Here is a 26514-nt window from a genome sequence, read left to right as displayed (position 1 = left end):
GATCCTGCCTCTCCGATCACATCGTAAATCTTACGGCTCTGGCGTCCGCTTGGCGATCATTAACTGCGTTCAAAGGAGCATGACCGAAACAGGGACATTTGGCAATAATTTGCTTATAACCGCCCTTGCGGTTTGTGCCGTTGAGGTCACATGCAGGTTTTACCGTCCATCTGTTGCCGGGTTGGGGGTGGCTTAATTGGTGCAGGGGATCGGAGTTTCGATCACTTCGGAACCTTTGCGGGTTTTGATCGTGCAGACTTTGGGGGCAGGGGCTGCGGCAACTTCGGGGGTGCCAAGAAGCTGGTCGCGATCAATCTCGATCGGGCCCATTGCGCTGGTATCAAGCGTATTTCCCACCAGTGCCAGCATGATCTGTCCCGTGCTTTGCGCAAGGGTCAGGGCCGCCACCTGTTCGGGGCTGACCTCTGCGGTGACGGTGCGTGCAATCACGGCCTCGGCGACGCGATCGGCATCGGCGTTCTGATCGACCGCGATCAGCTTGAGATTGGTCTGGATCAGCTTGGTCACATCACGATTGTTGATGCGACCATACCAGTAGACATCCACGTGGTCGCCCGGGCGCAGGAAACCGGACACGCCGGATGCGGCGTTCACTCCGATGGTGAAAGCGCGCATATCTGCCGCCAGTCGGGCCGTAATGCCGGCATCGATGCCGGGTTTGGTGATCTTTGATGCAAGCAAGGGCTCGTTGGCCTCGTACGACCGTAGGGCCGCGCGGGGGCGGGTTTCTCCGTCAAGGAAGGCTGCTTTTGTGGCCTCGTCTCCCTGAGCCGCGCTAATGGCCGAGAACGCGCCTTCGGGCAGCTTGCCCTGCTGGACCTTGATGACCTCGAGATCGGCTTGCGTGAAACGTTCCCCGTATTTCAGGGCATGTTTCACCACGACCATATTGGCCATCTGCGTCATGGACTGCCGCTCCTTCAGCAGGTAATCACGCTGGGCCTGAAATTCGGCAATCTTGCCTTGGGTCATATACACGGCCATGCCGGCCAGTGCGACGCCCAGAATAAAGACCAGTCCAAAGATGAGACGCATCGTGTTTCCCTTTCTGAGAGTACTTTGCGGCGTGAAACCCTAGTTTCGGGTTAAAAATCGTCCTGAATCTCGACGGATTCGAGATAGTCCGCGATTTTTGTGGAGGCTGAATACGCACTTGTCCCGATGACTTTCGCTACTGCGAGCGCCAAAGCCGCAACGACTGCGGTGAGAACGACCCATTCCGCTGACACGGCTCCACATTCGTTTTTACGAAATACTCGCAGTTTTTGTAGGAGCGATTTTTGCTGATCGAAGTTTTTACAAGATAATATCGTGGGGCGCACGCTCATATTTGTCCGTTTCCTCTAGGCACAGCAGAACAAGAAACATGGGCAGCTTCTTGCATGAGGTGTTGGCATGCGAAAGCCGCCCCGAAGGCGGCTTTCGGCGAATAGCTAGTTACCACGAAGTCTTGACTATCAGCCGCCGGTGCCGGTGCCGCTCGCGGTCGTGAAGTCGGGCGCGGTCGGCGACACAGAGATATCAGAGCCGGCTTTGTAAATATTCTGGCCCACAATGGTCACAACAGCAACGCCGAGGCCTACGATGGCGGCGGTCAGCACAACCCAGTCAACGGTCACAGCGCCGTCTTCTTCGTTGCGGAATTTCTTGGTCAGACGAAACAGTTTCATGGCAGCTCTCCAGTGTTAAACTCTCACTCTTTCCGCGGTTCTGGTCATTCACCCTTGTCCCTATGCCCCGCGGCATGAGGAGAATTTGTCGTTGGTTCGTGGCTAGAATGGGGCAGCTTATCGGCCTTTCAGCGACCAAGAGCAGAATCTTTAGCTTTTATTGACCTTTCACGGGGCGCTTGCCACTTTGGGGCGAGTGATCGGTGGCCAATATGTGCAGACGCGCCTTCATGCGCGCGCGAATCCGGTCCTGGCGGGGGATTGCGGCAACGGTTTCGTATGAAAACGGGCCTCTGACGTGGACATCAAGGCGAATCGCTGGCGCTTGCGGTGGGATTCGGGATTTATGACATACAGAGGGCGAAGCCCCGGTTCGAGCAGGATGAGCTTATGAAAGTAAGACAGACCGTCCGTCTGGGCGCTGGCATGGCCCTTGTGATGGCCGCCGCGCCGATGACTTGGGCGCAATCGGTGATCACGACGCCCACCGTGCGCACAATGGCCATGCAGCATCAGGCCCCGACGGTGAACCGTTATTCGCCGAAAACAGTGACGCCGCCCGCGCCGGGGACGAGAAAGCGTATCAATATCCAGATCAACCCCGATGAGCAGCGCGCAGCACTGGCTGCGCGGGCGGCTATGCCCTTCACGCCGGTGATGCCGAAATCGGCAAGCGCGCCTGCTGCCAGTTCCAGCTACACCTGGTACTGGGATCGGGTCTCGCCCGGTCTGGGAGATCGGGCGGGCCGCTTTGACGCCGCGATCGCGGCGCTGTCGCAAGGGCCGGGGGGCAAATCGGTACGCGCACCGCGGCTGGCCGATCTGAAAGCCATTGCCGACCGGCATGGCTCGCAGATTCTGGCGGCGACGATTGGCACACAGGTTTCCCCTGCTTTAGTACTGGCGATGATCTCGACGGAATCTGCCGGACGTCATGATGCGGTGTCCCATGCGGGGGCGGTGGGGCTGATGCAGCTGATTCCCGCCACAGCGGAGCGTTTCGATGTGGAGGACAGCAAGGATCCGGCCCAGAATATCAAAGGCGGCGTGGCCTATCTGGATTGGCTGATGACCGAGTTCGACCGTGATCCGCTGATGGTGATCGCGGCCTATAATGCGGGGGAAAATGCGGTGAAACGCAATAATGGCGTGCCGCCCTTTGCCGAAACCCGCGATTATGTGCCCAAGGTGCTGGCCGCATGGTCGGTGGCGCGCGGGCTGTGCCTGACGCCGCCCGAGTTGGTGACAGATGGCTGTGTCTTTGCCGATCGTGGCTGACGTCCAGCCCCCCCGATTTCACGCCCAATGAAGAAAAGGCACCCGCCTGCCAGCGGATGCCTTTTTGATCTGTCATGCATCCTCATGCGGTCGGGCCGCCGGACGATGCGTGAATGAGGGCCTGTATGTCGATCCCGTGCCATGTCGTCACCCGAGGTGTGTTGGGGTGATGCGGAAGACGATATGTTGACGGGTCTGCTTGCCTCAGTCTTGTTGTTATCTGCTCGTTTTTAATGGCGTTCTTGGCTTCACCCGCTGCCACAGGATCAAGCGCTGCGCCGATAAAGGCAAACTGAAGGCTAATTGGGGCAAGAATAAGGCATCGTTTCCAAATTCGTGTCGAATACCGGAATCGGGCTGAAATTGTTCGGGCCAATGGGGCGTTGCCCATGAAAAAAGGGCGGAAATTCCGCCCCTTCGCTTTGGCTGTTGGATGGGCTTAGTTGACCAGCGTCGCTTCGGTTGCGGCGCGAAGCTCGTCTTCGCTGATGCCATCGGCCAGCTCCACAAGCTTCAGGCCGCCTTCGACCACATCCAGAACGCCCAGATTCGTGATGATGCGATCCACAACGCCGGTGCCGGTCAGCGGCAGGGTGCAGGCCTTGAGCACCTTCGACTCGCCCGCCTTGTTCTGGTGGTCCATCACCACAACGACCTTCTTCACGCCCGCGACCAGATCCATCGCGCCGCCCATGCCTTTCACCAGCTTGCCGGGGATCATCCAATTCGCCAGATCGCCGTTTTCGGCCACTTCCATCGCGCCCAGGATCGCCGCTGCAATCTTGCCGCCGCGGATCATGCCAAAGCTGGTGGCACTGTCGAAATAGGCGGTATTGGGGACTTCGGTAATGGTCTGCTTGCCCGCATTGATCAGATCGGGGTCTTCCTCGCCCTCATAGGGGAAGGGACCCATGCCCAACATGCCGTTTTCCGATTGCAGCGTCACATTCACGCCCTCGGGGATGAAATTGGGCACAAGCGTCGGAATGCCGATCCCGAGGTTCACATAGGTGCCATCCTCAAGCTCTTTTGCCGCGCGCGCCGCCATCTGGTTGCGGTCCCAACCCTTTTTCACATCAGACATGGATCAGGCCTCCTTCGGGCGCGTGGTGACTTTTTCGATGCGCTTCTCGTGCTGGCCCTGGATCAGGCGGTGCACATAGATGCCGGGCAGGTGGATATGATCGGGATCAAGCGAGCCTACGGGCACGATCTCCTCGACCTCCATCACGCAGACCTTGCCGCACATCGCCGCCGGAGGGTTGAAGTTGCGCGCGGTCTTGCGGAAAATCGCATTGCCGGTTTCATCGGCTTTCCAGGCTTTCACAATGGCCAGATCGGCAAAGATGCCTTCCTCCAGAATGTAATCCTCGCCCTTGAACTGCTTGACCTCCTTGCCCTCGGCCACCTGCGTGCCAACGCCGGTCTTGGTGTAGAACCCGGGGATGCCCGCGCCGCCTGCACGCATACGCTCGGCCAGTGTGCCCTGCGGATTGAATTCCAGCTCAAGCTCGCCCGAGAGATATTGCCGCATGAATTCGGCATTCTCGCCGACATAGGAGGACATCATCTTCTTGATCTGGCGGGTCTCCAGCAGTTTGCCCAGACCAAAGCCGTCGACGCCCGCGTTATTGGACGCAACCGTCAGATCCTTGACGCCGCTTTTGACAATCGCGTCGATCAGAAGCTCGGGGATGCCGCAAAGGCCGAAGCCTCCTGCGGCGATCAGCATGCCGTCCGACAAAAGCCCGTCCAGAGCCTCGGTCGCGGAGCCGTAAATCTTCTGCATGAATACTCCTCCAAGTGTTTCAGCCAATAAGGCGCTATCGTTCAGAGCAAGTCAATGCTGCGCTGCGGCGCAGGGTAAGCAGGGCGTAAAAAAGGCAGGCCACTTGCGCGCCTGCCTTTCTGTCTTAGTCTTCGGTCCCCGCGCCGTCATCCTGATCGGTTTCCGGAGCGGCGGTCTTCTTGGGGGCCGCTTTCTTGGCCGTAGGCTTTTTCGCTGCGGTTTTCGGGGTGGCCGCCTTTTTGGCGGGGGCCTTCTTGGCCGCAGGCTTTTTGGCGGCGGTTTTCTTGGCGGCAGGCTTTTTCGCCGCGGCCTTCTTCTTCGGCGATTTGGCGGCCTTCTCGGCCAGCCATTCCACCGCTTGCTCCATGGTCACCTGCTCGGGCTCGACTTCTTTGGGAATCGTCGCATTGACCTTTTCCCATTTCACATAAGGCCCGTAGCGTCCGGGCATCACCGAGACCGCGCCGCCATCGGGGTGCTCGCCCAGCTCTTTCAGCGGTTTGGCGGCAGCGCCACGGCCACCGCGCGCCGCCTTCTGCGCCAGCAGTTCCACCGCGTGGTTCATCCCCACGGTGAACACATCCTCGACCGAGGGCAGATTCGCATAGGTCTTGAGGTGCTTCACATAGGGGCCGAACCGACCGATGGCGGATTCGATCATCTCGCCATCTTCGGGGTGGGGGCCGATCTCGCGGGGCAGGTTCAGCAAAAGCATCGCCTTCTCAATGTCGAGATCTTCCAGCGACCATGTCTTCGGGATCGAGGCGCGCGGCGGTTTCGGCACATCCTCGGTAACCTCGCCCTTCTGCACATAGGGGCCAAAGCGCCCCACACGCAGCGTCACCTGCATCCCCTCGTCATAACCCAGCAGTTTGCCGTCCAGCGCCTGCGCCGCGTCATCCCCATCGGGGGCAGAGAGCGGGCGGGTATAGCGGCATTCGGGGTAATTGCCGCAACCGATAAAGGCGCCACCCGAGCGGGCGGTCTTCAGATGCAGCTGGCCATTGCCACACACAGGGCAGATACGCGGGTTCGAGCCGTCCTCGCGGGGCGGGTAGATATGGGGGGCCAGAACCTCGTCGATCTTGTCGAGCACCTCGGTGATGCGCAGCTCTGAAGTTTCCTCAAGCGCGGCCGAGAAATCCCGCCAGAAGCGCGAGAGCACTTCCTTATAATCGCGCTCCCCCGCCGAGACATCATCCAGCTGGTTTTCCAGCCCCGCCGTGAAGTCATATTCTACATAGCGGCGGAAGTAATTCTCGAGGAAGACCGTGACCAGACGGCCCTTATCCTCGGGGAACAGGCGGTTCTTGTCCTTGCGCACATAGCCACGGTCCTGAATGGTCGTGACGATAGATGCATAGGTCGAAGGCCGCCCGATGCCGAGTTCTTCCATCCGTTTGACCAGCGTCGCTTCCGTATAGCGGGCGGGGGGCTGGGTATGGTGCTGGGCGCCGAGGATCGCGGCATTCTCGCTCATGACAGCGGCGGGGCAGCGACGGATGCCGGGCTTGTCATCCTCGACCAGCGTGTCCTCGCCCTGCGCCTTGCTGAAGGCCTCTTCATAGGCAGGCGCCAGCTTCAGGGCCTCGCCCTGCATGACCTGCGGCAGGCGGTTGCTATCCTCGTCATCATCATCATCGCGGCCCTGGTCATAGACCTTCAGGAAGCCGTCAAAGGTGACAACCGAGCCCGTGGCCCGCAGCTCGACCTGTTCGTCCTTCGAGCCGATCAGCACGGTGGTGCGTTCAAACCGCGCGGCTTCCATCTGGCTGGCAATGGTGCGCTTCCAGATCAGATCATAGATCTTGCGCTGGTCATCGGCAGAAACCTTCAGCTTGTCGGGCGAAACAAACATATCCGTCGGGCGGATACATTCGTGGGCCTCCTGCGCGTTCTTGGCCTTGTTCTTATACATGCGCGGCGATTTGGGGACGTAACTTTCGCCGAATTTCGCCTTGATCGCGTCGCGCGCCTGCATCACGGCCTCGGGGGCCATATCGATGCCATCGGTCCGCATATAGGTGATATAGCCCGCCTCATAAAGCCGCTGCGCCGCCGACATCGTGGCCTTGGCGCCCATGCCGAATTTGCGCGAGGCCTCCTGTTGCAGGGTCGAGGTCATGAAGGGCGCATAGGGGTTGCGGCTGGCAGGCTTGGCCTCGACCGAATTGACCATCAGCGCACGCGAGGACACCGCCTGCACGGCCATTTCGGCATCGGTCTGGTTGGCGAGGTCGTATTTATCCAGCTTCTTGCCGCCCAGCATCGTCAGGCGGGCCTCAAAAGTCTGGCCACGCGGGGTCTCCATCTGGGCCACGACCGACCAGTATTCACGCGGGTTGAAGGCCTCGATCTCCATCTCGCGCTCGACGATCAGCCGCAGACAGACCGATTGCACACGGCCCGCCGATTTCGCACCGGGTAGCTTGCGCCAGAGCACGGGCGAGAGGTTGAAGCCCACCAGATAGTCCAGCGCGCGCCGCGCCAGATAGGCCTCGACCAGCGCGGTATCCACCTGACGCGGGGATTTCATCGCTTCCAAGATCGCATTCTTGGTGATCGCGTTGAAGGTCACACGGCTGACATTCTTTCCCTTGAGCTTCTTTTCCAGCGCCTGTTCAAGGTGCCACGAAATCGCTTCCCCCTCGCGATCAGGGTCAGTCGCAAGGATCAATGTGTCATCATCTTTCAGCGCATCGGTGATCGCCTTGATGTGCTTTTTCGAATCGGACGCAATCTCCCATTTCATGTCGAAATCATGCTCGGGATCGACCGAACCATCTTTCGGAGGCAGGTCGCGAACATGCCCGAAAGAGGCGAGGACGGTGTAATCGGAACCAAGATATTTGTTAATTGTCTTGGCCTTGGCTGGTGATTCGACGACGACAACCGCCATGTGGACCTCGCAGGTAGAGCTATTCTTGAGTCGGGCGGAAGATGTGGGGTTTATTCGGGGAATGTCAATGTAAAGCCTGATCTTCCGGTTTTATGGCCTTTTCCGGCAGGGGCTCATGCAAGGCTGATCCGGCTTCCGGGGTGGCGCAAGACCATACCTTCCAGTTCCAGATCGGTCAGAAGCTGGGCGAATGTGGCCGCGTCGGTTTTCAGATCGCGGATCACATGGTCTTCCAGAACGGGGCTGGGCCCCAGAAGCTCCAGAAGGGCCTGCGCAAGATCATCCGGCACGGCGCTTTGTGGCAGGGGGGGCGTGTGCGACGGCTGTGGCGGGGCAGGGCCCAAAGCCTCGGCAATATCGGCAAAATCGCGGATCAGGGTCGCGCCGTCGCGGATCAGCAGGTTGCAGCCACCCACCCGCCCGTCCATCGGGTGGCCCGGAACGGCCATAACCTCGCGCCCCTGGTCCAGCGCGTTACGCGCTGTCAGCAGGCTGCCCGATTTCGCGGCGGCCTCGATCACGATCGTCGCCCGTGCCAGCCCCGAGATAATGCGGTTGCGCTGCGGAAAATGGCGCGCCTGCGGCTGCATTCCGGGCGGGTTTTCGGAAAGCCGCAGGCCCTGTCGCGACAAGGTGTCATGCAGTCCTGCGTTTTCCTTGGGGTAGATCACATCGATCCCGCCCCCTTGCACGCCAATGGTGCCCGTGGGAAGCGCGGCCTGATGCGCCTCGGCATCAATCCCGCGGGCAAGCCCCGAGACAATCACATAGCCTGCCTCTCCGGCCTCCTGCGCAAGCCCTGCCGCCATGCGCCGCCCCAGAGACGAGGCGCTACGCGCGCCCACAAAGGCCAGAGCAGGGCGTTGGAGAAGGCTGGTATCGCCCAGAGCCCAAAGCACGGGGGGCGCGTCGGGCAGGTCCAGCAGGGCCTGCGGGTAATCGGGCCCACCAAACACCAAAAGCCGTGCGCCTGCCTTACGGCCCGCCTTTATTTCGGCCAGCGCGGTCGCCTCGTTACAGGGGGAATAGTCCGGCACACCGGCAGCGCGGGCGATCTCGGGCAGGGCCGCAAGTGCTGCCGTCGCCGATCCGTGTTCCGTAATGATCCGGTGAAAGGTCGTGGCCCCGACACGACGAGAGCGAAAGAGACGGAGAACCAGCAGTTCATTTTCTTCCGTGGTGGGTGGGGTGAAGGGGGTGGGGTAAGAAAACAAGCCTGTTTTCATCCGGTCCTCCGCCTCAATCGCAAGACCAAATTGCGAGATTAAGATTAACGAATGGTTACCAAACGCTGCGCTGCGAAAATTTTGCTAAAAATTTATTTGATCTCTTGATAGAAAAACCGCCCCAAGGGGCGGATTTTCTAGGTTTCATAAAGGGTTGGTTCGCAAAAGGCGCTCAGGCAGCAGAGCCGCCCACCGTCAGCCCGCCAATCATCAGGCTGGGCTGGCCGACACCCACGGGCACCCATTGCCCCTGTTTGCCGCAATTCCCGATTCCCGGATCCAGCGCCATATCATTGCCAATGGCACGAATCTGACGCATCGCGGTGGGGCCGTCGCCCACCAGCGTGGCCCCTTTCACCGGAGCCCCCACAACGCCGTTTTTCACGCGGTAGGCCTCGGTGCAGTTGAAGACGAATTTGCCGTTGGTGATATCCACCTGACCGCCTCCGAAGCCCACGGCATAGATGCCATCTTTCAGATCGGCCAGAATGGAGGCCGGATCAGCCTCGCCGCCCATCATATAGGTGTTGGTCATGCGCGGCATCGGGCAATGGGCAAAACTCTCGCGGCGGCCGTTGCCGGTGGGGGTGACCCCCATCAGCCGCGCGTTCTGGCGGTCCTGCATATAGCCTACCAGAATCCCGTCCTCGATCAGCACATTCTTGCCCGAAGGCGTGCCCTCGTCGTCGATGGTGATCGACCCGCGACGGTCGGGGATGGTGCCATCATCCAGCACGGTCACGCCCTTGGCCGCTACCTGTTGCCCCATCAGCCCCGCGAAGGCCGAGGATTTCTTGCGGTTGAAGTCGCCCTCCAGCCCGTGGCCCACCGCCTCATGCAGCAGCACCCCCGGCCAGCCCGGACCAAGCACCACATCCATCTGCCCCGCAGGCGCGGCCTCGGCGCGCAGATTGACCAGCGCGATCCGCAACGCCTCGCGCACGGCGGGTTGCCAGGTGTCGGGGGTGATCAGCCCTGCCAGACCATAGCGGCCACCGCCACCATGACTGCCCGACTCGCGGCGACCGTTTTCCTCGACGATGACCGACACATTGATCCGCGCCATCGGGCGGATGTCAGAGACCAGCCCGCCTTCGGGTCGCAGGATGAAGACCTCTTGCAAAGAGGCCGCCATCGAGGCCGAGACCTGCACCACGCGTTTGTCCAGATCGCGGGCGAAAGCGTCGATCTCCTTGAGGATGTCGATCTTGGTGGCAAAAGTGGCATCGCTCATCGGGTCGGTGTCGGAATAGAGCCGCAGATTGGTGCCCTGCGGCGGGGGCGCCATCGTGCCGCCTCCGGCCCCCACGGCCAGACGGGCGGTCTCGGCGGCGCGTTTCAGCGCGCTTTCGGTCAGCTCGGTGGAATGCGCATAGCCCGAAACCTCGCCGCGCACGGCCCGCAGACCAAAGCCCTCGGCGGCGTCATAGCTGGCGTTCTTCACGCGGCCATCATCGAAGACCAGCGCCTCGGAGCGGCGGCGCTCAAGGAACAGCTCGCCATCATCGGCCCCAGAGGTCGCCTCACGCAAAACAGCAAGGGCGCGCTCTTCATCCAGCTGGGTCTCAAAAGGGGCGAAGCGGGTATCGCTCATCCGGTGTCCTTCCTTCGTTGCGCGCCTATGGTCGCGGTTCTTCCCAACGGATATGTCCTGTCATGCGCGCTGATACAAGTTTTGTCGGCAATTCCTGTGCGATCCGCGTGCAAATTCCGGCGCGGCGGGCGATGCGGACCGCGCTGGGAAAATGTAAAGATATGGCGCAGTATCAATATTAGGTGTATCCGGCCGGTAGACCTGTGATCCGCTTGCGGCTAATCAGGCGCTGTTTCAGCCGGATCAGGCAGATCCGTCCCGCTATTTTCCGGCTCTTTGTGCCGGCGAGGTGTCTGGGCGCGGCAGGGGGTCTGCGGATAGGGCTGGACAACGACAATAGCTGCACGGCGGGGCCATGCCAGAGGCTGCGGCGCACAGTTTCAGGAAAGACGAACCGGAAGGCACGTATGAGCGATATCAGCTATGTGAAACCGCAAGGCCAAGATGCGCAGTTCAACGATTTCGTGGCGCTGCTAAAGCCGCGTGTGATGTCTTTGGTTGTCTTTACCGCCTTCGTGGGGCTGGTTGTGGCGCCCGTGCCGGTGCACCCTCTGGTTGGATTTATATCCATTCTTTTCATTGCCTTGGGGGGTGGTGCCTCGGGGGCGCTGAACATGTGGTATGATGCCGATATCGACCGCATCATGAAGCGCACCCAAAGCCGCCCGATCCCCGCAGGCCGTCTCAGCGAAACCGAGGCTTTGGGCTTCGGTCTGGCGCTTTCGGTGATCTCCTGCGTCATGCTGGCGCTGGCCTCGAATGTGTTTTCGGGGCTGTTTCTGGCCTTCACGATCTTCTTCTATGTCATCGTCTATACGATGTGGCTGAAACGCTCGACGCCGCAGAATATCGTGATCGGCGGGGCGGCAGGGGCCTTCCCGCCCATGATCGGCTGGGCTGTGGCTACAGGGGGCGTTTCTGTCGAATCAGTGGCGATGTTCCTGCTGATCTTCCTGTGGACGCCGCCGCATTTCTGGGCGCTCGCGCTGTTCATGAAAAGCGACTATTCGGCGGCGAAAGTGCCGATGCTGACCGTGACACATGGTCGCAAGGTGACCCGCCGCCATATCCTTGCCTATGCGCTGATCCTTGCGCCGGTGGCCATCGGGCTGGGCGTGACCTCGATTGGCGGGCCGGTCTATCTGGCCACGGCGCTGGTGCTGAATGCGGTCTTCATCCACGGCGGCTGGGTGATCTGGCGCCGTGCCGAAGAGACTGCCGAGGCCGAGAAATACCGTTTTGAAAAACGCTACTTCTATTTCTCGCTGCTGTATCTGGCGCTGCATTTCGGGGCGCTCTTGGTGGAAAAGGCGCTGCATCTTTGGCCCGCCTATGCCAGCTTCGCGCAGAGCTTCGATCTGGGATTCCTGTGGTCATGAGCCGTCGCATCTATCCTATGCATCTGGCCCGTGCCTCGCGCAATAAGGGGCTGGGGCTGACATTGGCCGTGTTCTGCCTGCTTGTCTTCGGGCTGACCGTGGTCAAGCTTTCCGCCCAGACAGAGGCCGCAAACGCCCCCATCTCTGCCCAGACACGCTAGACCTTCGGGCTTTTCTGCCGCAGGTTATGCCGATTTCTGGGGGAGATGCGTTGTCAGGGATGACACCGCCCCGGCATTGGCGTATCAGACCCCGACGAACCGAAGGACCGACCATGCGTTATATTTCGACCCGGGGACAGGCCCCGGCTCTGAGCTTTGGCGAAGCAATGTTGACGGGTCTGGCCCGTGACGGCGGGCTCTATGTGCCCGAGACGGTGCCGCAATTCACGCAAGACGAGATCGCCGCGATGGCCGGTCTGTCTTATGAGGAAGTCGCCTTCCGCGTGATGAAGCCCTTCACCGCCGAGACCTTCTCCGACGAAGAGCTGAAGGGGGCCATCACCCGCGCCTATGCCGGTTTCGGCCATGTGGCTCGCGCGCCGCTCAAACAGCTGGCGCCGAACCATTTCCTCTTGGAACTGTTCCACGGCCCGACGCTCGCGTTCAAGGATTTCGCGATGCAGGTGATCGGCCAACTGTTCCAGATCGAGCTGGCGAAACAGAACCGCAAGGTCACCATCGTGGGCGCAACCTCGGGTGATACCGGTTCGGCCGCGATCGAGGCCTTCCGCGGGCTGGAGAATGTGGATGTCTTCATCCTCTTCCCGCATGGCCGCGTGTCCGAGGTGCAGCGCCGCCAGATGACCACGCCCATCGAAGGCAATGTCCATGCGCTGGCGCTTGAAGGTGATTTTGACGATTGCCAAGCCAAGCTGAAGGATATGTTCAACGATTTCACCTTCCGCGACGAGGTTGGCCTTGCCGGTGTGAATTCGATCAACTTCGCCCGTGTTCTGGCGCAGATCGTCTATTACTTCACCTCGGCCGTGGCTGTGGGGGCGCCACATCGCAAGGTGTCCTTCACCGTGCCGACCGGCAATTTCGGTGATATTTTCGCGGGCTTCCTTGCCAAGGAAATGGGGCTGCCGATCGACCGTCTGGTGATCGCCACCAACCAGAATGACATTCTCGACCGCTGCATCAAGGCAGGCGATTACACCAAGCGCGGGGTGAAACCCTCGATGAGCCCGTCGATGGATATCGAGGTGTCGTCGAACTTCGAGCGTGCGCTGTTCTGGGCCTATGGCCGTGACGGGGCGGCTGTTTCGGCGCTGATGGACGAGCTGAAGACCCAAGGCTCTTTCACCGTGTCGAAAAACGCGATGGGCGCTTTGCTCGAGCATTACGACAGCGGCTCGGTCGGCGAAGGCCGCACGCTGGAGATCATCGCCAAGACGCTGAAGACCACGGGCGAGCTGTTGTGCCCGCATTCCGCCGTGGGCGTGGGTGTGGCGATGGAGGCGATCGAGCGCGATCCGGCAACGCCCATGATCACGCTGGCCACTGCGCATCCGGCGAAATTCCCTGCCGCTGTGAACGAGGCGTCTGGTGTGCATCCCGAACTGCCGCCGCGCATGGCCGATCTGTTCGAGCGCGAAGAGCGCGTGACCCGTGTCCCGAATGATCTGGCCGAACTTGAGGCCCTGATCCGCAAAGAGCGCCGCGTATGATCCAGTTTTCGACCCTTTCCAACGGCCTGCGTGTCGTGACCGAGCGGATGCCCTCGATGGCCTCTGCCTCTATCGGCATCTGGGTCAATGCGGGCGGGCGTCACGAACGCCCCGAACAGAACGGCATCGCGCATTTCCTTGAACATATGGCGTTCAAGGGCACCAAGACGCGCAGTGCGTTGCAGATTGCCGAGGCGATCGAGGATGTGGGCGGCTATATCAACGCCTATACCTCGCGTGAGGTGACCGCCTATTACGCGCGCGTTCTGGGCAATGATGTGCCGCTGGCCCTTGATGTCATCGGGGATATCCTGATGAATCCCGTCTTCGACCAGCGCGAGATCGAGGTCGAGCGCGGTGTGATCTTGCAGGAAATCGGGCAGTCGCTCGATACGCCCGATGATATCATCTTCGACTGGCTGCAAGAGGCCGCCTATCCCGATCAGGCCATCGGTCGCACCATCCTTGGTCCGGCAGAAAAGGTTGCGGGCTTCGGTCAGAGCGACCTTGCTGGCTTTGTTGCCGAACATTATGGTCCGGGCCAGATGATCCTGTCGGCGGCGGGCGATGTGGATCATGACACGATCGTCAAACAGGCCGAGGGAATCTTTGGCCATATGGTCCCGCGCACGGATGCGCCGATCCAGCCTGCAAGCTGGAAAGGGGCAGAGCACCGCAAGACCAAAGACCTCGAACAGGCGCATTTCGCACTGGCCTTTGAAGGCCCGAGCTACCGCTCGAGCGATCTTTACGCAGCGCAGGTCTATGCGACGGCGCTTGGCGGCGGCATGTCCTCGCGCCTGTTCCAGAAGATCCGCGAAGAGAAGGGGCTGTGCTACACGATCTTCTCGCAGGCCGGTGCCTATGAGGATACGGGCATGATGACCATCTATGCCGGCACTTCGGCTGAAGAGGTCGCGCAGCTTTCCACCCTGACGGTGGATGAGTTGAAACGCGCCGCCGAGGATATGTCGGAAGTCGAGGTCGCCCGTGCGCGTGCCCAGATCAAGGCGGGGATGCTGATGGGTCTGGAAAGCCCCTCCAGCCGTGCCGAGCGTATGGCGCGTAATCTGTCGGTCTGGGGCCGCGTGCCGGATCTGGAAGAAACGGCGGCACGGATTGATGCGGTAACGGTCGAGGCGGTGCGCGCCTATGCGGGCAAGCTGATCGAGGCCCCCAATTCGGCGCTGGCCCTTTATGGTCCGGTCGAGAAAGCCCCCAATCTCGAGGAATTGCGGCGGAGGCTTGCCGCCTGATGTTGACGCGTCGCCGGAAACCGAAGGTGGAAACCGATCGGCTGACGCTTCGCCTGCCGCAACATTCCGACTATCGCGATTGGGCCAGCCTGCGCGAGGAAAGCCGCGAGTTCCTGACCCAATGGGAGCCGCTGTGGTCGCAAGACCATCTCTCGCGCAAGGCCTTTGCCAATCGGGTTTACTGGTCGGCGCGGGCCGAGGCGGCAGGCACGGCCTTGCCCTTTTTCCTTATCCGGCACGGCGACGAGCGGGTGGTGGGGGCAATCACCCTCGACAATATCCGCCGTGGCCCCGCGCAGTCGGGGACCATCGGCTATTGGGTGGGCGAACGCTATGCCCGCCAAGGCTATATGCGCGAAGCGATCAATGGTGTGGTCGATTATGCCTTCGCCATCCTTGACCTCAGCCGGATCGAGGCGGCCTGTCTGCCGGAAAATGCAGCCTCGCGCGGGGTGCTGGAAAAATCCGGTTTCAAATATGAAGGTGTGGCGCAGGCCTATTTGCAAATCAACGGGCGCTGGCGCAATCATGTGCTCTATTCCAACCTGCGGCCCGACCGTCGGGGCCGCACGGATGTAGGCTGACATTCTATAAAGGAAATTCCATGCGTTCTGCCGATGATGCCTTCCGCCAAGAGCTGTCCGACCTGCTGCCGGATCTTGCGCTATCCGAGGCCGAACCGCGCTATCTGGAAGAACCTCGCGGACGCTGGTTCGGGCAGGGCGGTCTTCTGGCGCGTCCCGAAAGCACCGAAGCTGTCTCGCAGATCCTGAAATTCTGCCATCAAGAGGGCGTGCCGGTGGTGCCTTATGGCGGCGGCACGGGGCTGGTGTCAGGTCAGATCATGCCCGGAGAGACCCGCCCGCTGATCCTCAGCCTCGAGAAGATGACCCGTATCCGTGATGCCGATGCCCATACGATGATCGTCGAGGCGGGGTTGACGCTGGCGCAGGTGCAGGAGGCGGCCGAAGAGCGCGGGCGGCTGTTCCCGCTGTCGCTGGCCTCACAGGGGACGGCCCGTATCGGCGGCTGTCTGGCAACCAATGCGGGCGGGGTCAATGTGCTGCGCTATGGCAATACGCGTGAACTCTGTCTGGGGGTCGAGGCCGTGCTGGCCGATGGCACCGTGGTGTCTGGCCTGAAACGGCTGCGCAAGGATAACACGGGCTATGACATCAAGGATCTGATGATCGGCTCGGAAGGCAGTCTGGGGGTGATCACCGCGGCCAGCCTGCGTCTGTTCCCGCGCCCCTCCGAGGTCGGCACCGCGTTTTTCGTGGTGCCCAGCCCCGAGGCCGCTTTGGAGCTTCTGGAGCTGGCCGAGGCGCGCATGGTGGGCTGTGTCTCTGCCTTCGAGCTGATCGGGCGTCAGGGGCTGGAATTTCTGGCGCAGGTCGGCCCCGAGGTTCATATGCCGTTCCCCGAGGCCCCCGACTGGATGGTGCTCTGCGAGATCGGGCTGCCTGCGGGGATGGAGGCCGAAGAGGCGCTTGCGGGGCTGTTTGAGGCGGCAGGCGATCTGGTCAGCGACGGGGTGATCGCGCAATCGGGTCAGCAACGTATGGATATGTGGGCGCTGCGCGAGAATATCCCCGAGGCGAATAAGCGCATCGGCTCGATCTCCAGCCATGATGTCTCGGTGCCGCTGCCCTCGCTTCCGGCCTTTATCAAGGCGGCGGGCGAGGCTCTGGCCGAATTGGGCGATGTCCGTGTGAACTGCTTTGGCCATGTGGGTGATGGCAACCTGCATTACAACGCGTTTCCGGCGGCGGGGAAAACCCGCGCCGATTACGAGAGCATGAAAACGGCGGTAAAGGATTGCGTCTACGAGGTGGTCAACCGCTTCGGCGGCTCGGTTTCTGCCGAGCACGGGATCGGGCGGATCAAAACCGGCGATCTGGAACGTTATGGCGATGCGGGCAAGCTGGCCGTGATGCGCGCGGTGAAGGCGGCGCTGGACCCGAAGGGCATCATGAATCCCGGTGCGGTGCTCCCCGCCAACTGAGGCACGGCCAAAAGAAAGCGCCTCGCCCTTGGGGTGGAGGCGAGGCGCTGTGCAACGGTTCACGTGTTTGCAAGCAGCAGAACCAGTCTGCGCCTTGGTTCTAGCATATGAAATCCTGCCAAAAGGTTAGCGGATATCCGGCAGCGGCGCAGGGTTCTATTGTTTGTTGTGTCCGGTATGGCATCTGGCCATAAGGCTTTGTTTGCGTTCCGGTGTCATCCCTGTGGTCCATATGGGCGCTCGGGCAGGAGGGCTTCGGACCGGCTTCGAAAGGGGCTGGTCCGAAAGGGCGCAGGTGTCAGAGCCCCTCGAACTCGCAGAGCACCTGAACGTTCTGGCCCATCGCTTCCAGCTTCTTGCGCCCGCCCAGTTCGGGCAGGTCCACGATGAACGAGCAGCCGACAATCTTGCCGCCCAGTTTCTCGACCAGCTTGAGTCCGGCTTCGCAGGTGCCGCCCGTCGCCAGAAGGTCATCGACGATCAACACACGCTCGCCCGGCTGGATGGCGTCTTCGTGCATTTCCATGATCGCCTCGCCATATTCCAGCTTGTAGGCTTGGCTGATCGTCTGCCCCGGCAGCTTGCCTTTCTTGCGGATCGGCACAAAGCCTTTCGACAGCTGATGCGCGATGGCCCCGCCCAGAATGAAGCCGCGCGCCTCAAGCCCCACCACCTTGTCGATGGGTTGGCCCGCCCAAGGGTGCAGAAGCTGGTCGATGGCCATGCGGAAGCCGCGCGGGTCGGCAAAAAGGGTGGTGACATCGCGAAACAGGATCCCCTCATGCGGGAAATCGGCGATGGTGCGGATGTAATCCTTGACGGTTTTCATGGCTGTCTCCCTGCGGGCGCTGCGCGGGCGGTCACAGGACGCGACCGGCCACGCATGTCAGTTTCTCTATCATCTCGGGGTCGCGACGGTCGGGGGCCGTCATGATCGCCCCGTCCAATGCACGGTTGCAGCCCGAAGCGCAATCCGTTTGCGGCCCTTTCAGGCGGGCGGGCAGGGCCGCGACCAGAGCGCGTGCCCGTTCGGCATTGGCATGCGCTGTGGCCACCACCTGCGCCACATCCACTGCGTCATGGTCCGGATGCCAGCAGTCGTAATCGGTGATCATCGCCACACAGGCATAGCAGATCTCGGCCTCGCGGGCCAGCTTTGCCTCTGGCATGCCGGTCATGCCGATCACATCCGCGCCCCAGCTGCGATACAGGCGGCTTTCGGCCAGCGTGGAAAATTGCGGCCCCTCCATCGCCACATAGGTGCCGCCCATATGCAGGGTGCCGCCGACCTCCTGCCCCGCCGTAAGGCAGATCTCCGACAGGCGCGGACAGGTCGGATGCGCAAAGGGCACATGCCCCACAAGCCCCGTGCCGAAAAAGCTCTTCTCGCGCGCGAAGGTGCGGTCGATATATTGGTCCACAACCAGAAAGTCGCCCGGCGCATAGGCTTCTTTCAACGAGCCGACCGCAGACATCGCCACCAGATCGGTCACGCCCATCATCTTCATCGCGGCAATATTCGCGCGGTAATTCACCGTGCTTGGCAAATGCCGATGGCCACGCCCGTGGCGGGGCAGGAACACCATCTTCACCCCGTCCAGCCATCCGGTCAGCAGTGCATCCGAGGGGGCACCAAAGGGCGTGTCCATGCTCTGCCATTGACGGTCTTCCAATCCGGCAATGTCATAAAGCCCCGACCCGCCAATGACCCCGATCACCTTGTCCATATGTTTCCCCTCAGTCCAGTTTCGGGCGTAGCAGTTCCCATGTGTCGGTCACCGTGGCATAGGTGCCGCGGTAGCCCAGACGGCTGACCCATCCCGGCGGGCGGTACAAGCCCTCATGCAGGCAGTCCTCCCGAAGATGGATGCCGATCACCTCGGCATGGACCAGCGTGTTTCTGGCTCCCAGAAGCGGGATCTCCTGCACCAGACGACATTCCAGTGCCGCAGGGGCCAGGGCCACACGGGGGCAGTCGATTTCGCAACATTCGGCCTTGTCCACACCGCAGGCGGTGAACTCGTCCACCCCCGCCGGATAGTCGGCGCAACTGCCATTCATGCCCTCGACAAGGGCAGGATCGACAAGATTGACACAGAACACGCCGGTCTCGCGGATTTGCGCCAGACTGTCTTTCGTCCCGTCGCGGTCGGGCTTTGCCCCCTGCGAGGAAAACACCACCTGTGGCGGCACATAGGCCGCTGCCGTGAAAAACGAATAGGGGGCCAGATTGTCGCCCATCGTTCCGCGGGTGGAAATCCAGCCGATCGGTCTGGGGGCGATGATCGCGTTGAACGGATCATGCGGAAGATCATGGCCTTCCGCAGGGCGATAAAACATTCTCGGGCCTCCTATGGTTTGAACCTGACAGTGCCGCGTGCTAGGCGGAAAGAAAAGCCCCACCGCACGCCTTTCGATACGCGGCCGGGGGGGATCGGACAGGGCATTGCAGATGTATCAGCTCGATGAAGAAACCGATGCGGACTGGTGGGAAGTCGAGGCGCTTTACGACCTCTGTTTCGCCCCCGGTCGAACGGCACTTTCCTCCTATCGCCTGCGCGACGGGGTCTCGCCGGTGCGCCCGCTTTGCCTGACCCTGCGACAGGACGGAATTCTGGCGGCGGTCATCCGCTACTGGCCGATCCTTGTCAGCGGCGCACGCTGCCTGCTGCTGGGACCGGTGGCCGTCCACCCGACCCGTCAGGGCGAAGGATTGGGCGGCATCCTCATGCATGAAAGCCTTAACGAGGCCCGCCGCCTCGGCTGGGAACGCGTGCTTCTGGTCGGGGACGAACCCTATTACCGCCGCTTCGGTTTCTGGAAAATCGACGGGGTCGACATGCCGCCGCCCACCAATCCCGACCGCGTTCTGGCACTGGAGCTGGTGCCGGGGGCGTGGGAGGGCATTACCGGACCGGTCGAGAAATCCCCCTCGGATCCGCCCGCGGCCTGAGCGGGCCCTTGCAGTCCCCAGGCCGCGCTCCATATCTAGAGGCAAAGGGAGATACCCATGCCACAGACCGCAACCCCCGAGATTTTCGAGCCGCTGACCGATCATCGCGTCCTGCAAGAACTGGAGGCTCTGGCACGGCGCTACCGCTCGGCCTCGGGGCCGGGAATGCAGTTGCTATCCTATCTGGGCGGCTCCGCGGAAACGCTGTTGGAAAAATTGCCCAGCCCGCTGCGCAATGGCCTCGAAGGGATCACCTCGCGGGCGCTCCAGACAGCCTTGGCTGCGGCAGGTCGCTCGCGCGGGGTCATCGAGGACAAACCCGACTGGCTCAATAGGGCGCTCACCACGGCGATGGGGGCGGCTGGAGGCTTCGCCGGATTGCCCGGGGCTGCAGCCGAACTGCCGCTGACCATCACGATGCTGCTGCGCTCCATTCAGGGCATCGCTGCCGAACACGGGTTCGATCCGGCCTCCGACGAGGTAAAACAGGAATGCCTGCGTATCTTCGCATCGGCAGGCCCGCTGGAAGAGGATGACGGCACCGATATCGGCCTTATCGCCACCCGTGTCACGCTCACCGGCTCCTCGATGCAGGGCATGATCGCAAAGGTCGCGCCCCGCCTCTCGGCAGTGCTGGGCCAGAAACTCGCCGCACAGGCCGCCCCTCTGCTGGGGGCTGTGGCGGGGGCTGCGGTCAATTATACCTTTACCAGCTATTATCAGGATGTCGCTCGGGTGCATTTCGGCCTCAAACGTCTCGCCCGCGAGGCGATGATGGATGAAGGTCTGCTACGCGAAGAGCTGGTCGCGCGGATCATACGCAAACGCTGATCTTCCAGCTGCCCTAAATATCCCGGGGTGAATTGGGGCCGTCAGGCCCCAAGAGGGGCAGAGCCCCTCTGCCTGCTGCCGTCCTGCCGGAGGCCCGCCTAGAGATGGGCCAGATAGGTGGTTACCGCATTGCGTACCGACTGCTGGCCCTCGTTGCGGGCCCGCTGGACAATCTGGCGTAGCTCGGCCAGATCTGCGCGGCGGATCAGGTGCTTGATTGGCCCGATAGAGGCCGGACGCATCGAAAGTGTCCGCAATCCCAATGCCGCGAAGGTCAGCGCCTCGACAGGGCGTCCGGCATCCTCGCCGCAGAAGCTCAGCACCGTATTGGTGGCCTGACAGCGCACGATGATCCGTTCGAGGAAGGTCAGGAAGCTGACATCCAGCGTATCGTAACGGCGGCGCACACGCTCGTTCTCGCGGTCGGCGGCAAAGAAGAACTGCTTGAGATCATTGCCGCCAATCGAGATGAAATCGCAGGTCTGGTAGAAGCTGTCGGGCGCAAACCCCAATGACGGCGTCTCCAGCATCGCCCCGATTTTCAGGCATTCCGGCACGGGGCGCCCCAAGGCGGCCTCGCGGTCGCGCTGGCGCAAAAGCGCATCGCGACCGGCATGGAACTCGGAGGGGCAGGCGATAAAGGGGAACATCACCTCCAGCGGGCGGCCATTGGCCGCACGGATCAGGGCCTGCAGCTGCATCCGCAGCACGCCGGGTTTGTCCAGCCCCACGCGGATCGCGCGCCAGCCCATCGCGGGGTTCGGTTCGTCCTGCGGCTTCATATAGGGCAGAACCTTGTCCGAGCCGATATCGAGCGTGCGGAATTTCACCGGCTTGCCCTGGGCGGCATCCATCACCCGCTTGTACAGCTGGGCCAGCTCGTCGCGGCGCGGAACGCGCGAACGGGTAAGAAACTGCAACTCGGTGCGGAACAGCCCCACGCCTTCGGCGCCGCTATTTTGCAGCGAGGGCAGGTCGGCCAGAAGGCCCGCATTCATCACCAGCGAAATGCGCGTGCCATTGCGGTCCTCGGCAGGCAGATCCCGCAGATCGGCATAGCGTTTCTGCGCCTCTGCCTGCATCGCGATCTTGTCGCGGAACGCATTGGCCACGGTGTCCTCGGGGCGCAGATGCACCACGCCCTGATCGCCATCCACCAGAATCGGGTCGCCATTCAGCGCCTCGGTGGTGATCCGCTTGGCATGGATCACCAGCGGAATCGCCAGGGCACGGGCCACAACCGCGGCATGGCTGCCCACGGACCCTTCCTCAAGCACCACGCCCTTGAGGCTGCGCCCGTAATCCAGCAGCTCTGCGGGGCCGATATTCTTGGCCACCAGCACGGGGTTGTCGGGCAGTTCGGCACCGGTATTGGCGCCCTGTCCCGTCAGCAGGCGCAGCAGGCGGTTCGAGAGGTCGTCCAGATCGGACAGCCTTTCGCGCAGATAGGGATCACCGGCCTGTTCCAGACGGGCGCGGTTTTGCGACTGTTCTTTCTCGACGGCCGCTTCGGCGGACAGCCCCAGCGCGATATCCTCGGTCATCCGGCGCATCCAGCCGCGCGAATTGGCCAGCATGCGGTAGGTTTCCAGCACCTGCCGGTGGTCCATATCCATGTCGACCGAGCCGGAGATCATGTCATTGACCTGCGCTTGCAACACCTCAACGGCGCTTTGCAGCCTGTCGCGTTCGTGATCGGGGTCATCCCCCACGGGGTTGGTCACCACGACGCGCGGCTCGTGCAGCCAGACACGCCCCTCGCAGGCGCCTTCCTGACCGGAAGATCCGCGGAACATGACGGGGAAGCGGTGGCTATGGCCGATCCCCTCGCCATCGCCCACGAACGCGCCCAGCTCGGTCATCTCGGCCAGCACCATCGCCACGACCTCGAGGCCGTAGACGTCGTCTTCCTTGTAATCGCGCGCCTCTTTCGACTGCACGACCAAGACGCCCAGTTTCTCGCCCACACGCTGGATCGGAACACCAAGGAAGCTCGAATAGATTTCCTCGCCGGTTTCGGGCATGTAGCGGAAACCGGGTTCGGCGGGGGCGTCATGCGTGTTGATCGGGTTGCCCAGACGGGCCACGCGGCCCACCAACCCCTCGCCAAGACGCATACGGGTCTGGTGGACGGATTCCGGTCTCAGACCTTCGGTTGCGCAAAGTTCCAGCGTCTCGGGGTCGCGGAACAGGTAGATCGAACACACCTCTGTGCCCATAGAAGAGGCAATCAGCGAGGTGATCCGGTCCAGCCTGTCCTGACCATTTCCGGGCTCGGCCAATACGTCGCGCAAACGGCGCAACAGATTGCGACTGTCGCTATCACTGCGTTCCGCCATGTGAAAAGGCCGATCCTTTGCTCAACTCTTACGCCCGAAACCGGACGCGAAGGCGCTTCAGCCTTCCTGATCCAGTTCAAACGCATCATGGAGCGCCTGAACCGCCAGTTCCATATATTTCCGGTCGATCAGCACAGAAATTTTGATTTCCGAGGTGGAGATGACCTTGATGTTGATGTTTTCGGCAGAAAGCGCCTGGAACATCTTGGCGGCAACACCTGCATGGCTGCGCATGCCGATGCCGACAACCGAGACCTTGGCGACCTCGGTATCGATGATCAGCTGGTCATAGTTGATCTTGCCTTCGGCTTTCGCCTCTTCCATCGCCTTTTGCGCACGCGCGACCTGATTGATCGGCAGCGAGAAGGTCATGTCGGTCACGGCACCGGCATAGGTCTCGTCGTAATCTTTTTCCGAGATGTTCTGCACGATCATATCGACATTCACACCGGCATCGGCCAGCGGGCCGAAGATGGCCTGCGCCACGCCCGGACGGTCGTGAATGGTGAACAGCGTGATTTTTGCCTCGTCGCGCGAGAAGGCGACACCAGAGACGACTTTCGATTCCATGATTTCTTCCTCGCCGCAGACCAGGGTTCCGGAGTTTTCGTCGGTATCCTCGAAGGAGGACAGCACCCGCAGGCGCACATTGTAACGCATTGCCAGCTCGACCGAGCGGGTTTGCAGCACCTTCGCGCCCAAGGAGGCCAGTTCCAGCATTTCCTCGAAGGCGATGCGGTCCAGCTTGCGGGCCTTGCCCGAGACGCGCGGATCGGTGGTGTAGATGCCATCGACATCGGTGTAGATGTCGCAGCGTTCCGCATCAAAGGCCGCCGCAAAGGCCACGGCCGTGGTGTCGGACCCGCCACGGCCCAGCGTGGTGATTCGACCCTCTTCCGAGAGGCCCTGGAAGCCAGCGACTACGGCGACCTTCATGCCTTCGGCGAATTTCGCGTCGATATTGGCGCGCGGGATCGATTTGAAGCGCGCGGCACTATGGGCCGAGGTCGTGTTGATCGGCACCTGCCAGCCCTGCCAGCTACGGGCGGGCACGCCCATTTCCTGCAGGCGCAGCGCCATCAGACCGGCGGTGATATTCTCACCCGAAGCCACGACGGCGTCATATTCGCGCGCGTCGTAAAGGGGCGCGGTCTTTTCGACCCACCCCACAAGCTCGTTGGTCTTGCCGGACATGGCCGACACGATCACGATGACGTCATAGCCCCGCTCCACTTCGCGTTGGACCTTCGCGGCCGCATTGGCAATGCGGTCGAGATCGGCCACCGAAGTGCCGCCGAATTTCATGACGAGAAGCGGCATATCTTCCCCCTCGCTTCGCTGCCCGGTCCCTGCGCCGGGAGTTCCGGTTCCGGTTAAAGCAACGTGTATCGCTGCGCAAGAGTGGCGATATGGTCATTACATCCTTCTGTCATAAGAATGTCGTTCTAGACCAGTAGCGAGCGCGCAAAGGCTTTGCTAGATCTGGACACTCAAGGCCAGAGCCATCGGGAGGAGGTGCCCATGACCTTGCATGAACGCGAGACAAGGGAACGTCACGCACAGGCTGCGGGGCTGCGGGCATCGCTTGCAGATCTGCGCGCCATGATGGACCGGCGCGCACAGGCGCAGATGGACCTCTGGGAGAGCTGGATCACGCGGCCCGAATTCTACCCCTCGGCGCGCAATCTTGCCGATTATCTTTCCTTGGGTCCCGGAGAGCTTGCGCCCTTCGAGGCGCCGTTTGCCTCGTTCGGGATTTCCTCGCTCAACCGCGCCGAGCCGCATCTGCGGGCCTCGATCGATGCGGTGCTGGCCTCGCTGTCGCTGATTGCGGGGCAGGGGCCGGCAGAATATCCGCCCACCGAGATATTTGCCGCAGGGCCTGCGCGGCTGGCGGCGCGGCGCGCGATGCTGTTCGGTGCGCGTCGCAGCGGGACCCATGCGCGGATCATGGGCAGCATCGGTATCAGCTGTCTGGCCGTGCGGGATGCCGACGCGCCGCCACGCTCGGCGGAAAGCCATCTGCGGGCCATGATCGGGGCGGGGGCGGATGCGATCCGGATCGATACCGGCGAAGGGCTGGCCGAAGATTGGGTCGGGCTTTCGCAGGTGGTGCGCAATCTGGCGCAGGATATGGGGCTGCGCATTCCGGTGCAGATCGACCTTCCGGGGCCGCAATGCACCGTGGCGCGGGTGATCGGTGCGCATGGTCGCTTGCGGGTCGGGGACCGCTTCGAGATCGTCTCGAAGCTGGTCAAAGGGGATTTCCCGCGCATGACCTTAAGCCAGCCTGCGCAATGGGCGGCGTTGACCGAAGGGGCCGCGCTCAGCATCAATGGCGGCAAGCTGCAGGGGCAGGTGATCCGCCTGTCGAAAGGCGTGGCGCGTGTCGAGGTGACCTCGACGCCTGCGCGCGGGGCAAGGCTCAAGCCCGGCATGGTGCTGGCGGTACCGGGAGTGGAGCTGGACCTTCCGCCGCTTGGAGAGGCCGATCTGGCCGTGCTGGATCTGGCCCTGACACATGCCGACAATATCAGCGTGGCGTTGCAGAGCGTGAGTGATCTGGAAACGGTGTTTGGGGCGATTGACAGGTTGCGGGGCGGGGCCGCCGCTCTGCCTGCGCTGATTTTGCGTATCGAAACCGCGAAGGCCCTGCATAACCTGCCGGATCTGATCGTGGCGGCAGGGGGGCGGACGACGGTGGGGGTGATGATCTCCCGACCGGAACTGGCGCAGGAATTGGGCTATGCCCGCCTGACCGAGTTGCAGGACATGATCTTCTGGCTCTGTCGGGCCGCAGAGGTGCCGGTGCTTTGGGCGCCGAACCTGATGGAGCGTCTGGTGCAGGAGGGGCGGCAGAGCCGTGCCGAGCTGAACGAGGCCGCATTGAGCCATCCCGCCGATTGCGTGCTGATCGGGCATGGGCCACAGACGATCGAGGCCCTGGAGGTGTTGTCCGATACGGTGCTGCGTGCCGAACGCTATATGTCCAGAAGCAGCGCCCGTCTGGGCGGCTTCGGGGATTGGTTGATGGCCGAGGGCTAGTTGGTTTTGCGCCCGCTGCGGAAGGGCAGTGGCAGGATGCCGATCCCGTCTTCCATCAGCGCGCGGGCCTCTTCCAGATTGGCCTCGCCGTGGATGGCGCGTTCGGGCGCCTCGCCATCATGCATGGCGCGGGCCTCGCGGGCGAAATCCTCGCCGACATAATCGGAATTTTTCTCGATATGGGCGCGCAGCTTAGCCATTGCGGCCTCGACCTCGTTTGCCGGAGAGGTGAGGGCTGGCGGGGCGGGCGGGCTTTCGCCGCCTTGGGAGGGCTCTGCCTTGCGGGTGGATTGCACCGAAGGCGCCATCAGGGATTTCGTGACCGCGTTCGAGCCGCAGATCGCGCAGGCAACCAGCCCCTTGGCACATTGTGTGTCAAAGGCCTCGCCAGAGGCAAACCAGCCATCAAACTGGTGTCGATTTGCGCATTTCAGCGTGTAGCGGATCATCGATCTATCCCAAGAGCAAATTATCCCCGAAACCGGTCGCGGTCGCAGGGGGCGCAGTCTTCTACCAAGCCGCAGGATGTCCGGCGCGACCGGCATTACTTAAGCATG

The 26514-nt window shown here is 61.9% G+C and carries 24 protein-coding genes; 10 read left to right on the top strand and 14 right to left on the bottom strand.

Going from position 1 to position 26514, the window contains the following annotated elements; all coding sequences use genetic code 11:
• Window positions 1–192: 192 nt before the first annotated feature.
• The 3 genes from cpaB to AC2ISB_RS10740 form a co-directional block, all read right to left on the bottom strand.
• A complete protein-coding gene (gene cpaB / locus AC2ISB_RS10750; protein ID WP_339108199.1) occupies window positions 193–1056 on the bottom strand; it encodes a Flp pilus assembly protein CpaB in 864 nt (287 codons plus the stop codon).
• A gap of 50 nt (window positions 1057–1106) precedes the next feature.
• Window positions 1107–1349, bottom strand: coding sequence for a hypothetical protein (locus tag AC2ISB_RS10745; protein WP_486574980.1), 243 nt, complete (start codon window positions 1347–1349; stop codon window positions 1107–1109).
• Between the two features lie 129 nt (window positions 1350–1478).
• Window positions 1479–1691, bottom strand: coding sequence for a pilus assembly protein (locus tag AC2ISB_RS10740; protein WP_486574978.1), 213 nt, complete (start codon window positions 1689–1691; stop codon window positions 1479–1481).
• A gap of 498 nt (window positions 1692–2189) precedes the next feature.
• Here AC2ISB_RS10740 and AC2ISB_RS10735 point away from each other — a divergent pair, with 498 nt between their 5' ends.
• Window positions 2190–2969, top strand: coding sequence for a lytic transglycosylase domain-containing protein (locus AC2ISB_RS10735; protein WP_486576793.1), 780 nt, complete (start codon window positions 2190–2192; stop codon window positions 2967–2969).
• Between the two features lie 439 nt (window positions 2970–3408).
• Here the strand turns inward: AC2ISB_RS10735 and AC2ISB_RS10730 are convergent, their stop codons facing one another.
• From AC2ISB_RS10730 to tldD, 5 genes are all read right to left on the bottom strand, one after another.
• Entirely contained in the window at window positions 3409–4053 is a 645-nt protein-coding gene (locus AC2ISB_RS10730; protein WP_406736058.1) for a CoA transferase subunit B, read from the bottom strand.
• Window positions 4054–4056: 3 nt separating this feature from the next.
• A complete protein-coding gene (locus AC2ISB_RS10725) occupies window positions 4057–4758 on the bottom strand; it encodes a CoA transferase subunit A (protein WP_406721279.1) in 702 nt (233 codons plus the stop codon).
• Between the two features lie 124 nt (window positions 4759–4882).
• The gene (gene topA, locus AC2ISB_RS10720) at window positions 4883–7657 is read right to left on the bottom strand and encodes a type I DNA topoisomerase (RefSeq protein ID WP_486574976.1); all 2775 of its coding nucleotides are present in this window, start codon (window positions 7655–7657) and stop codon (window positions 4883–4885) included.
• A 113-nt stretch (window positions 7658–7770) separates the two neighbouring features.
• On the bottom strand, window positions 7771–8883 hold the full coding sequence (gene dprA, locus AC2ISB_RS10715; protein ID WP_486574974.1) for a DNA-processing protein DprA: 1113 nt from the start codon (window positions 8881–8883) through the stop codon (window positions 7771–7773).
• A 172-nt stretch (window positions 8884–9055) separates the two neighbouring features.
• Window positions 9056–10477 carry a metalloprotease TldD gene (gene tldD, locus AC2ISB_RS10710; RefSeq protein WP_486574972.1) on the bottom strand — a complete coding sequence of 474 codons (1422 nt, stop codon included), beginning with the start codon at window positions 10475–10477 and terminating at the stop codon, window positions 9056–9058.
• A 407-nt stretch (window positions 10478–10884) separates the two neighbouring features.
• Between tldD and cyoE the strand changes: the two genes are divergently transcribed.
• From cyoE to AC2ISB_RS10680, 6 genes are all read left to right on the top strand, one after another.
• Complete coding sequence (gene cyoE, locus AC2ISB_RS10705) at window positions 10885–11856, top strand: heme o synthase (protein WP_339108191.1); 972 nt, start codon at window positions 10885–10887, stop codon at window positions 11854–11856.
• Entirely contained in the window at window positions 11853–12017 is a 165-nt protein-coding gene (locus AC2ISB_RS10700; protein WP_339108190.1) for a hypothetical protein, read from the top strand. The genes cyoE and AC2ISB_RS10700 overlap by 4 nt, the downstream gene beginning before the upstream one ends.
• A gap of 113 nt (window positions 12018–12130) precedes the next feature.
• Window positions 12131–13528 carry a threonine synthase gene (gene thrC / locus AC2ISB_RS10695; protein WP_406721275.1) on the top strand — a complete coding sequence of 466 codons (1398 nt, stop codon included), beginning with the start codon at window positions 12131–12133 and terminating at the stop codon, window positions 13526–13528.
• Window positions 13525–14784 (top strand): M16 family metallopeptidase, encoded by a 1260-nt coding sequence (locus tag AC2ISB_RS10690; RefSeq protein WP_486574969.1) that lies wholly within the window; start codon window positions 13525–13527, stop codon window positions 14782–14784. The genes thrC and AC2ISB_RS10690 overlap by 4 nt, the downstream gene beginning before the upstream one ends.
• Complete coding sequence (locus tag AC2ISB_RS10685; RefSeq protein ID WP_406736063.1) at window positions 14784–15368, top strand: GNAT family N-acetyltransferase; 585 nt, start codon at window positions 14784–14786, stop codon at window positions 15366–15368. The genes AC2ISB_RS10690 and AC2ISB_RS10685 overlap by 1 nt, the downstream gene beginning before the upstream one ends.
• A 20-nt stretch (window positions 15369–15388) precedes the next feature.
• A complete protein-coding gene (locus tag AC2ISB_RS10680) occupies window positions 15389–16789 on the top strand; it encodes an FAD-binding oxidoreductase (RefSeq protein ID WP_486574967.1) in 1401 nt (466 codons plus the stop codon).
• Between the two features lie 298 nt (window positions 16790–17087).
• On the opposite strand, the gene AC2ISB_RS10675 is transcribed toward AC2ISB_RS10680, so the two are convergent.
• From AC2ISB_RS10675 to AC2ISB_RS10665, 3 genes are read right to left on the bottom strand one after another with little or no spacing between them, the layout of a single operon-like run.
• Entirely contained in the window at window positions 17088–17618 is a 531-nt protein-coding gene (locus tag AC2ISB_RS10675) for an adenine phosphoribosyltransferase (RefSeq protein WP_339108185.1), read from the bottom strand.
• Between the two features lie 31 nt (window positions 17619–17649).
• Complete coding sequence (locus AC2ISB_RS10670) at window positions 17650–18516, bottom strand: S-methyl-5'-thioadenosine phosphorylase (protein ID WP_406736065.1); 867 nt, start codon at window positions 18514–18516, stop codon at window positions 17650–17652.
• Between the two features lie 10 nt (window positions 18517–18526).
• A complete protein-coding gene (locus AC2ISB_RS10665; RefSeq protein ID WP_339108183.1) occupies window positions 18527–19129 on the bottom strand; it encodes a flavin reductase family protein in 603 nt (200 codons plus the stop codon).
• A gap of 112 nt (window positions 19130–19241) precedes the next feature.
• Here AC2ISB_RS10665 and AC2ISB_RS10660 point away from each other — a divergent pair, with 112 nt between their 5' ends.
• Entirely contained in the window at window positions 19242–19742 is a 501-nt protein-coding gene (locus tag AC2ISB_RS10660) for a GNAT family N-acetyltransferase (RefSeq protein ID WP_406721270.1), read from the top strand.
• 57 nt (window positions 19743–19799) lie between these two features.
• Window positions 19800–20573, top strand: coding sequence for an EcsC family protein (locus AC2ISB_RS10655; RefSeq protein WP_486574964.1), 774 nt, complete (start codon window positions 19800–19802; stop codon window positions 20571–20573).
• A gap of 98 nt (window positions 20574–20671) precedes the next feature.
• Here AC2ISB_RS10655 and ptsP read toward each other — a convergent pair whose 3' ends face one another.
• Together ptsP and AC2ISB_RS10645 are read right to left on the bottom strand one after the other, a co-directional pair.
• Window positions 20672–22912: a phosphoenolpyruvate--protein phosphotransferase gene (gene ptsP, locus AC2ISB_RS10650; protein ID WP_339108180.1), complete on the bottom strand. Its 2241-nt coding sequence runs from the start codon at window positions 22910–22912 to the stop codon at window positions 20672–20674.
• A gap of 57 nt (window positions 22913–22969) precedes the next feature.
• Complete coding sequence (locus AC2ISB_RS10645) at window positions 22970–24232, bottom strand: aspartate kinase (protein ID WP_339108179.1); 1263 nt, start codon at window positions 24230–24232, stop codon at window positions 22970–22972.
• A 201-nt stretch (window positions 24233–24433) separates the two neighbouring features.
• Here AC2ISB_RS10645 and AC2ISB_RS10640 point away from each other — a divergent pair, with 201 nt between their 5' ends.
• Complete coding sequence (locus AC2ISB_RS10640; protein ID WP_486574961.1) at window positions 24434–25957, top strand: pyruvate kinase; 1524 nt, start codon at window positions 24434–24436, stop codon at window positions 25955–25957.
• On the opposite strand, the gene AC2ISB_RS10635 is transcribed toward AC2ISB_RS10640, so the two are convergent.
• Window positions 25954–26406: a DUF1178 family protein gene (locus AC2ISB_RS10635; protein ID WP_486574959.1), complete on the bottom strand. Its 453-nt coding sequence runs from the start codon at window positions 26404–26406 to the stop codon at window positions 25954–25956. The two genes, AC2ISB_RS10640 and AC2ISB_RS10635, sit on opposite strands and share 4 nt — an antisense overlap.
• Window positions 26407–26514 lie beyond the last annotated feature (108 nt).

This window comes from Thioclava sp. NS-SX20 (assembly GCF_057380695.1).
This window is presented reverse-complemented; position numbering and strand designations above follow the sequence as displayed.

What these genes read in the sequence shown, in the direction of transcription:
- AC2ISB_RS10665 (WP_339108183.1), bottom strand. Translation starts at nt 19,129, where the DNA reads ATGTTTTATCGCCCTGCGGAAGGCCATGATCTTCCGCATGATCCGTTC.
- AC2ISB_RS10700 (WP_339108190.1), top strand. Translation starts at nt 11,853, where the DNA reads ATGAGCCGTCGCATCTATCCTATGCATCTGGCCCGTGCCTCGCGCAAT.
- AC2ISB_RS10670 (WP_406736065.1), bottom strand. Translation starts at nt 18,516, where the DNA reads ATGGACAAGGTGATCGGGGTCATTGGCGGGTCGGGGCTTTATGACATT.
- tldD (WP_486574972.1), bottom strand. Translation starts at nt 10,477, where the DNA reads ATGAGCGATACCCGCTTCGCCCCTTTTGAGACCCAGCTGGATGAAGAG.
- cpaB (WP_339108199.1), bottom strand. Translation starts at nt 1,056, where the DNA reads ATGCGTCTCATCTTTGGACTGGTCTTTATTCTGGGCGTCGCACTGGCC.
- AC2ISB_RS10730 (WP_406736058.1), bottom strand. Translation starts at nt 4,053, where the DNA reads ATGTCTGATGTGAAAAAGGGTTGGGACCGCAACCAGATGGCGGCGCGC.
- dprA (WP_486574974.1), bottom strand. Translation starts at nt 8,883, where the DNA reads ATGAAAACAGGCTTGTTTTCTTACCCCACCCCCTTCACCCCACCCACC.
- AC2ISB_RS10735 (WP_486576793.1), top strand. Translation starts at nt 2,190, where the DNA reads ATGGCCATGCAGCATCAGGCCCCGACGGTGAACCGTTATTCGCCGAAA.
- AC2ISB_RS10675 (WP_339108185.1), bottom strand. Translation starts at nt 17,618, where the DNA reads ATGAAAACCGTCAAGGATTACATCCGCACCATCGCCGATTTCCCGCAT.
- thrC (WP_406721275.1), top strand. Translation starts at nt 12,131, where the DNA reads ATGCGTTATATTTCGACCCGGGGACAGGCCCCGGCTCTGAGCTTTGGC.
- AC2ISB_RS10660 (WP_406721270.1), top strand. Translation starts at nt 19,242, where the DNA reads ATGTATCAGCTCGATGAAGAAACCGATGCGGACTGGTGGGAAGTCGAG.
- AC2ISB_RS10745 (WP_486574980.1), bottom strand. Translation starts at nt 1,349, where the DNA reads ATGAGCGTGCGCCCCACGATATTATCTTGTAAAAACTTCGATCAGCAA.
- AC2ISB_RS10640 (WP_486574961.1), top strand. Translation starts at nt 24,434, where the DNA reads ATGACCTTGCATGAACGCGAGACAAGGGAACGTCACGCACAGGCTGCG.
- AC2ISB_RS10635 (WP_486574959.1), bottom strand. Translation starts at nt 26,406, where the DNA reads ATGATCCGCTACACGCTGAAATGCGCAAATCGACACCAGTTTGATGGC.
- cyoE (WP_339108191.1), top strand. Translation starts at nt 10,885, where the DNA reads ATGAGCGATATCAGCTATGTGAAACCGCAAGGCCAAGATGCGCAGTTC.
- ptsP (WP_339108180.1), bottom strand. Translation starts at nt 22,912, where the DNA reads ATGGCGGAACGCAGTGATAGCGACAGTCGCAATCTGTTGCGCCGTTTG.
- AC2ISB_RS10685 (WP_406736063.1), top strand. Translation starts at nt 14,784, where the DNA reads ATGTTGACGCGTCGCCGGAAACCGAAGGTGGAAACCGATCGGCTGACG.
- AC2ISB_RS10725 (WP_406721279.1), bottom strand. Translation starts at nt 4,758, where the DNA reads ATGCAGAAGATTTACGGCTCCGCGACCGAGGCTCTGGACGGGCTTTTG.
- AC2ISB_RS10655 (WP_486574964.1), top strand. Translation starts at nt 19,800, where the DNA reads ATGCCACAGACCGCAACCCCCGAGATTTTCGAGCCGCTGACCGATCAT.
- AC2ISB_RS10680 (WP_486574967.1), top strand. Translation starts at nt 15,389, where the DNA reads ATGCGTTCTGCCGATGATGCCTTCCGCCAAGAGCTGTCCGACCTGCTG.
- AC2ISB_RS10740 (WP_486574978.1), bottom strand. Translation starts at nt 1,691, where the DNA reads ATGAAACTGTTTCGTCTGACCAAGAAATTCCGCAACGAAGAAGACGGC.
- topA (WP_486574976.1), bottom strand. Translation starts at nt 7,657, where the DNA reads ATGGCGGTTGTCGTCGTCGAATCACCAGCCAAGGCCAAGACAATTAAC.
- AC2ISB_RS10645 (WP_339108179.1), bottom strand. Translation starts at nt 24,232, where the DNA reads ATGCCGCTTCTCGTCATGAAATTCGGCGGCACTTCGGTGGCCGATCTC.
- AC2ISB_RS10690 (WP_486574969.1), top strand. Translation starts at nt 13,525, where the DNA reads ATGATCCAGTTTTCGACCCTTTCCAACGGCCTGCGTGTCGTGACCGAG.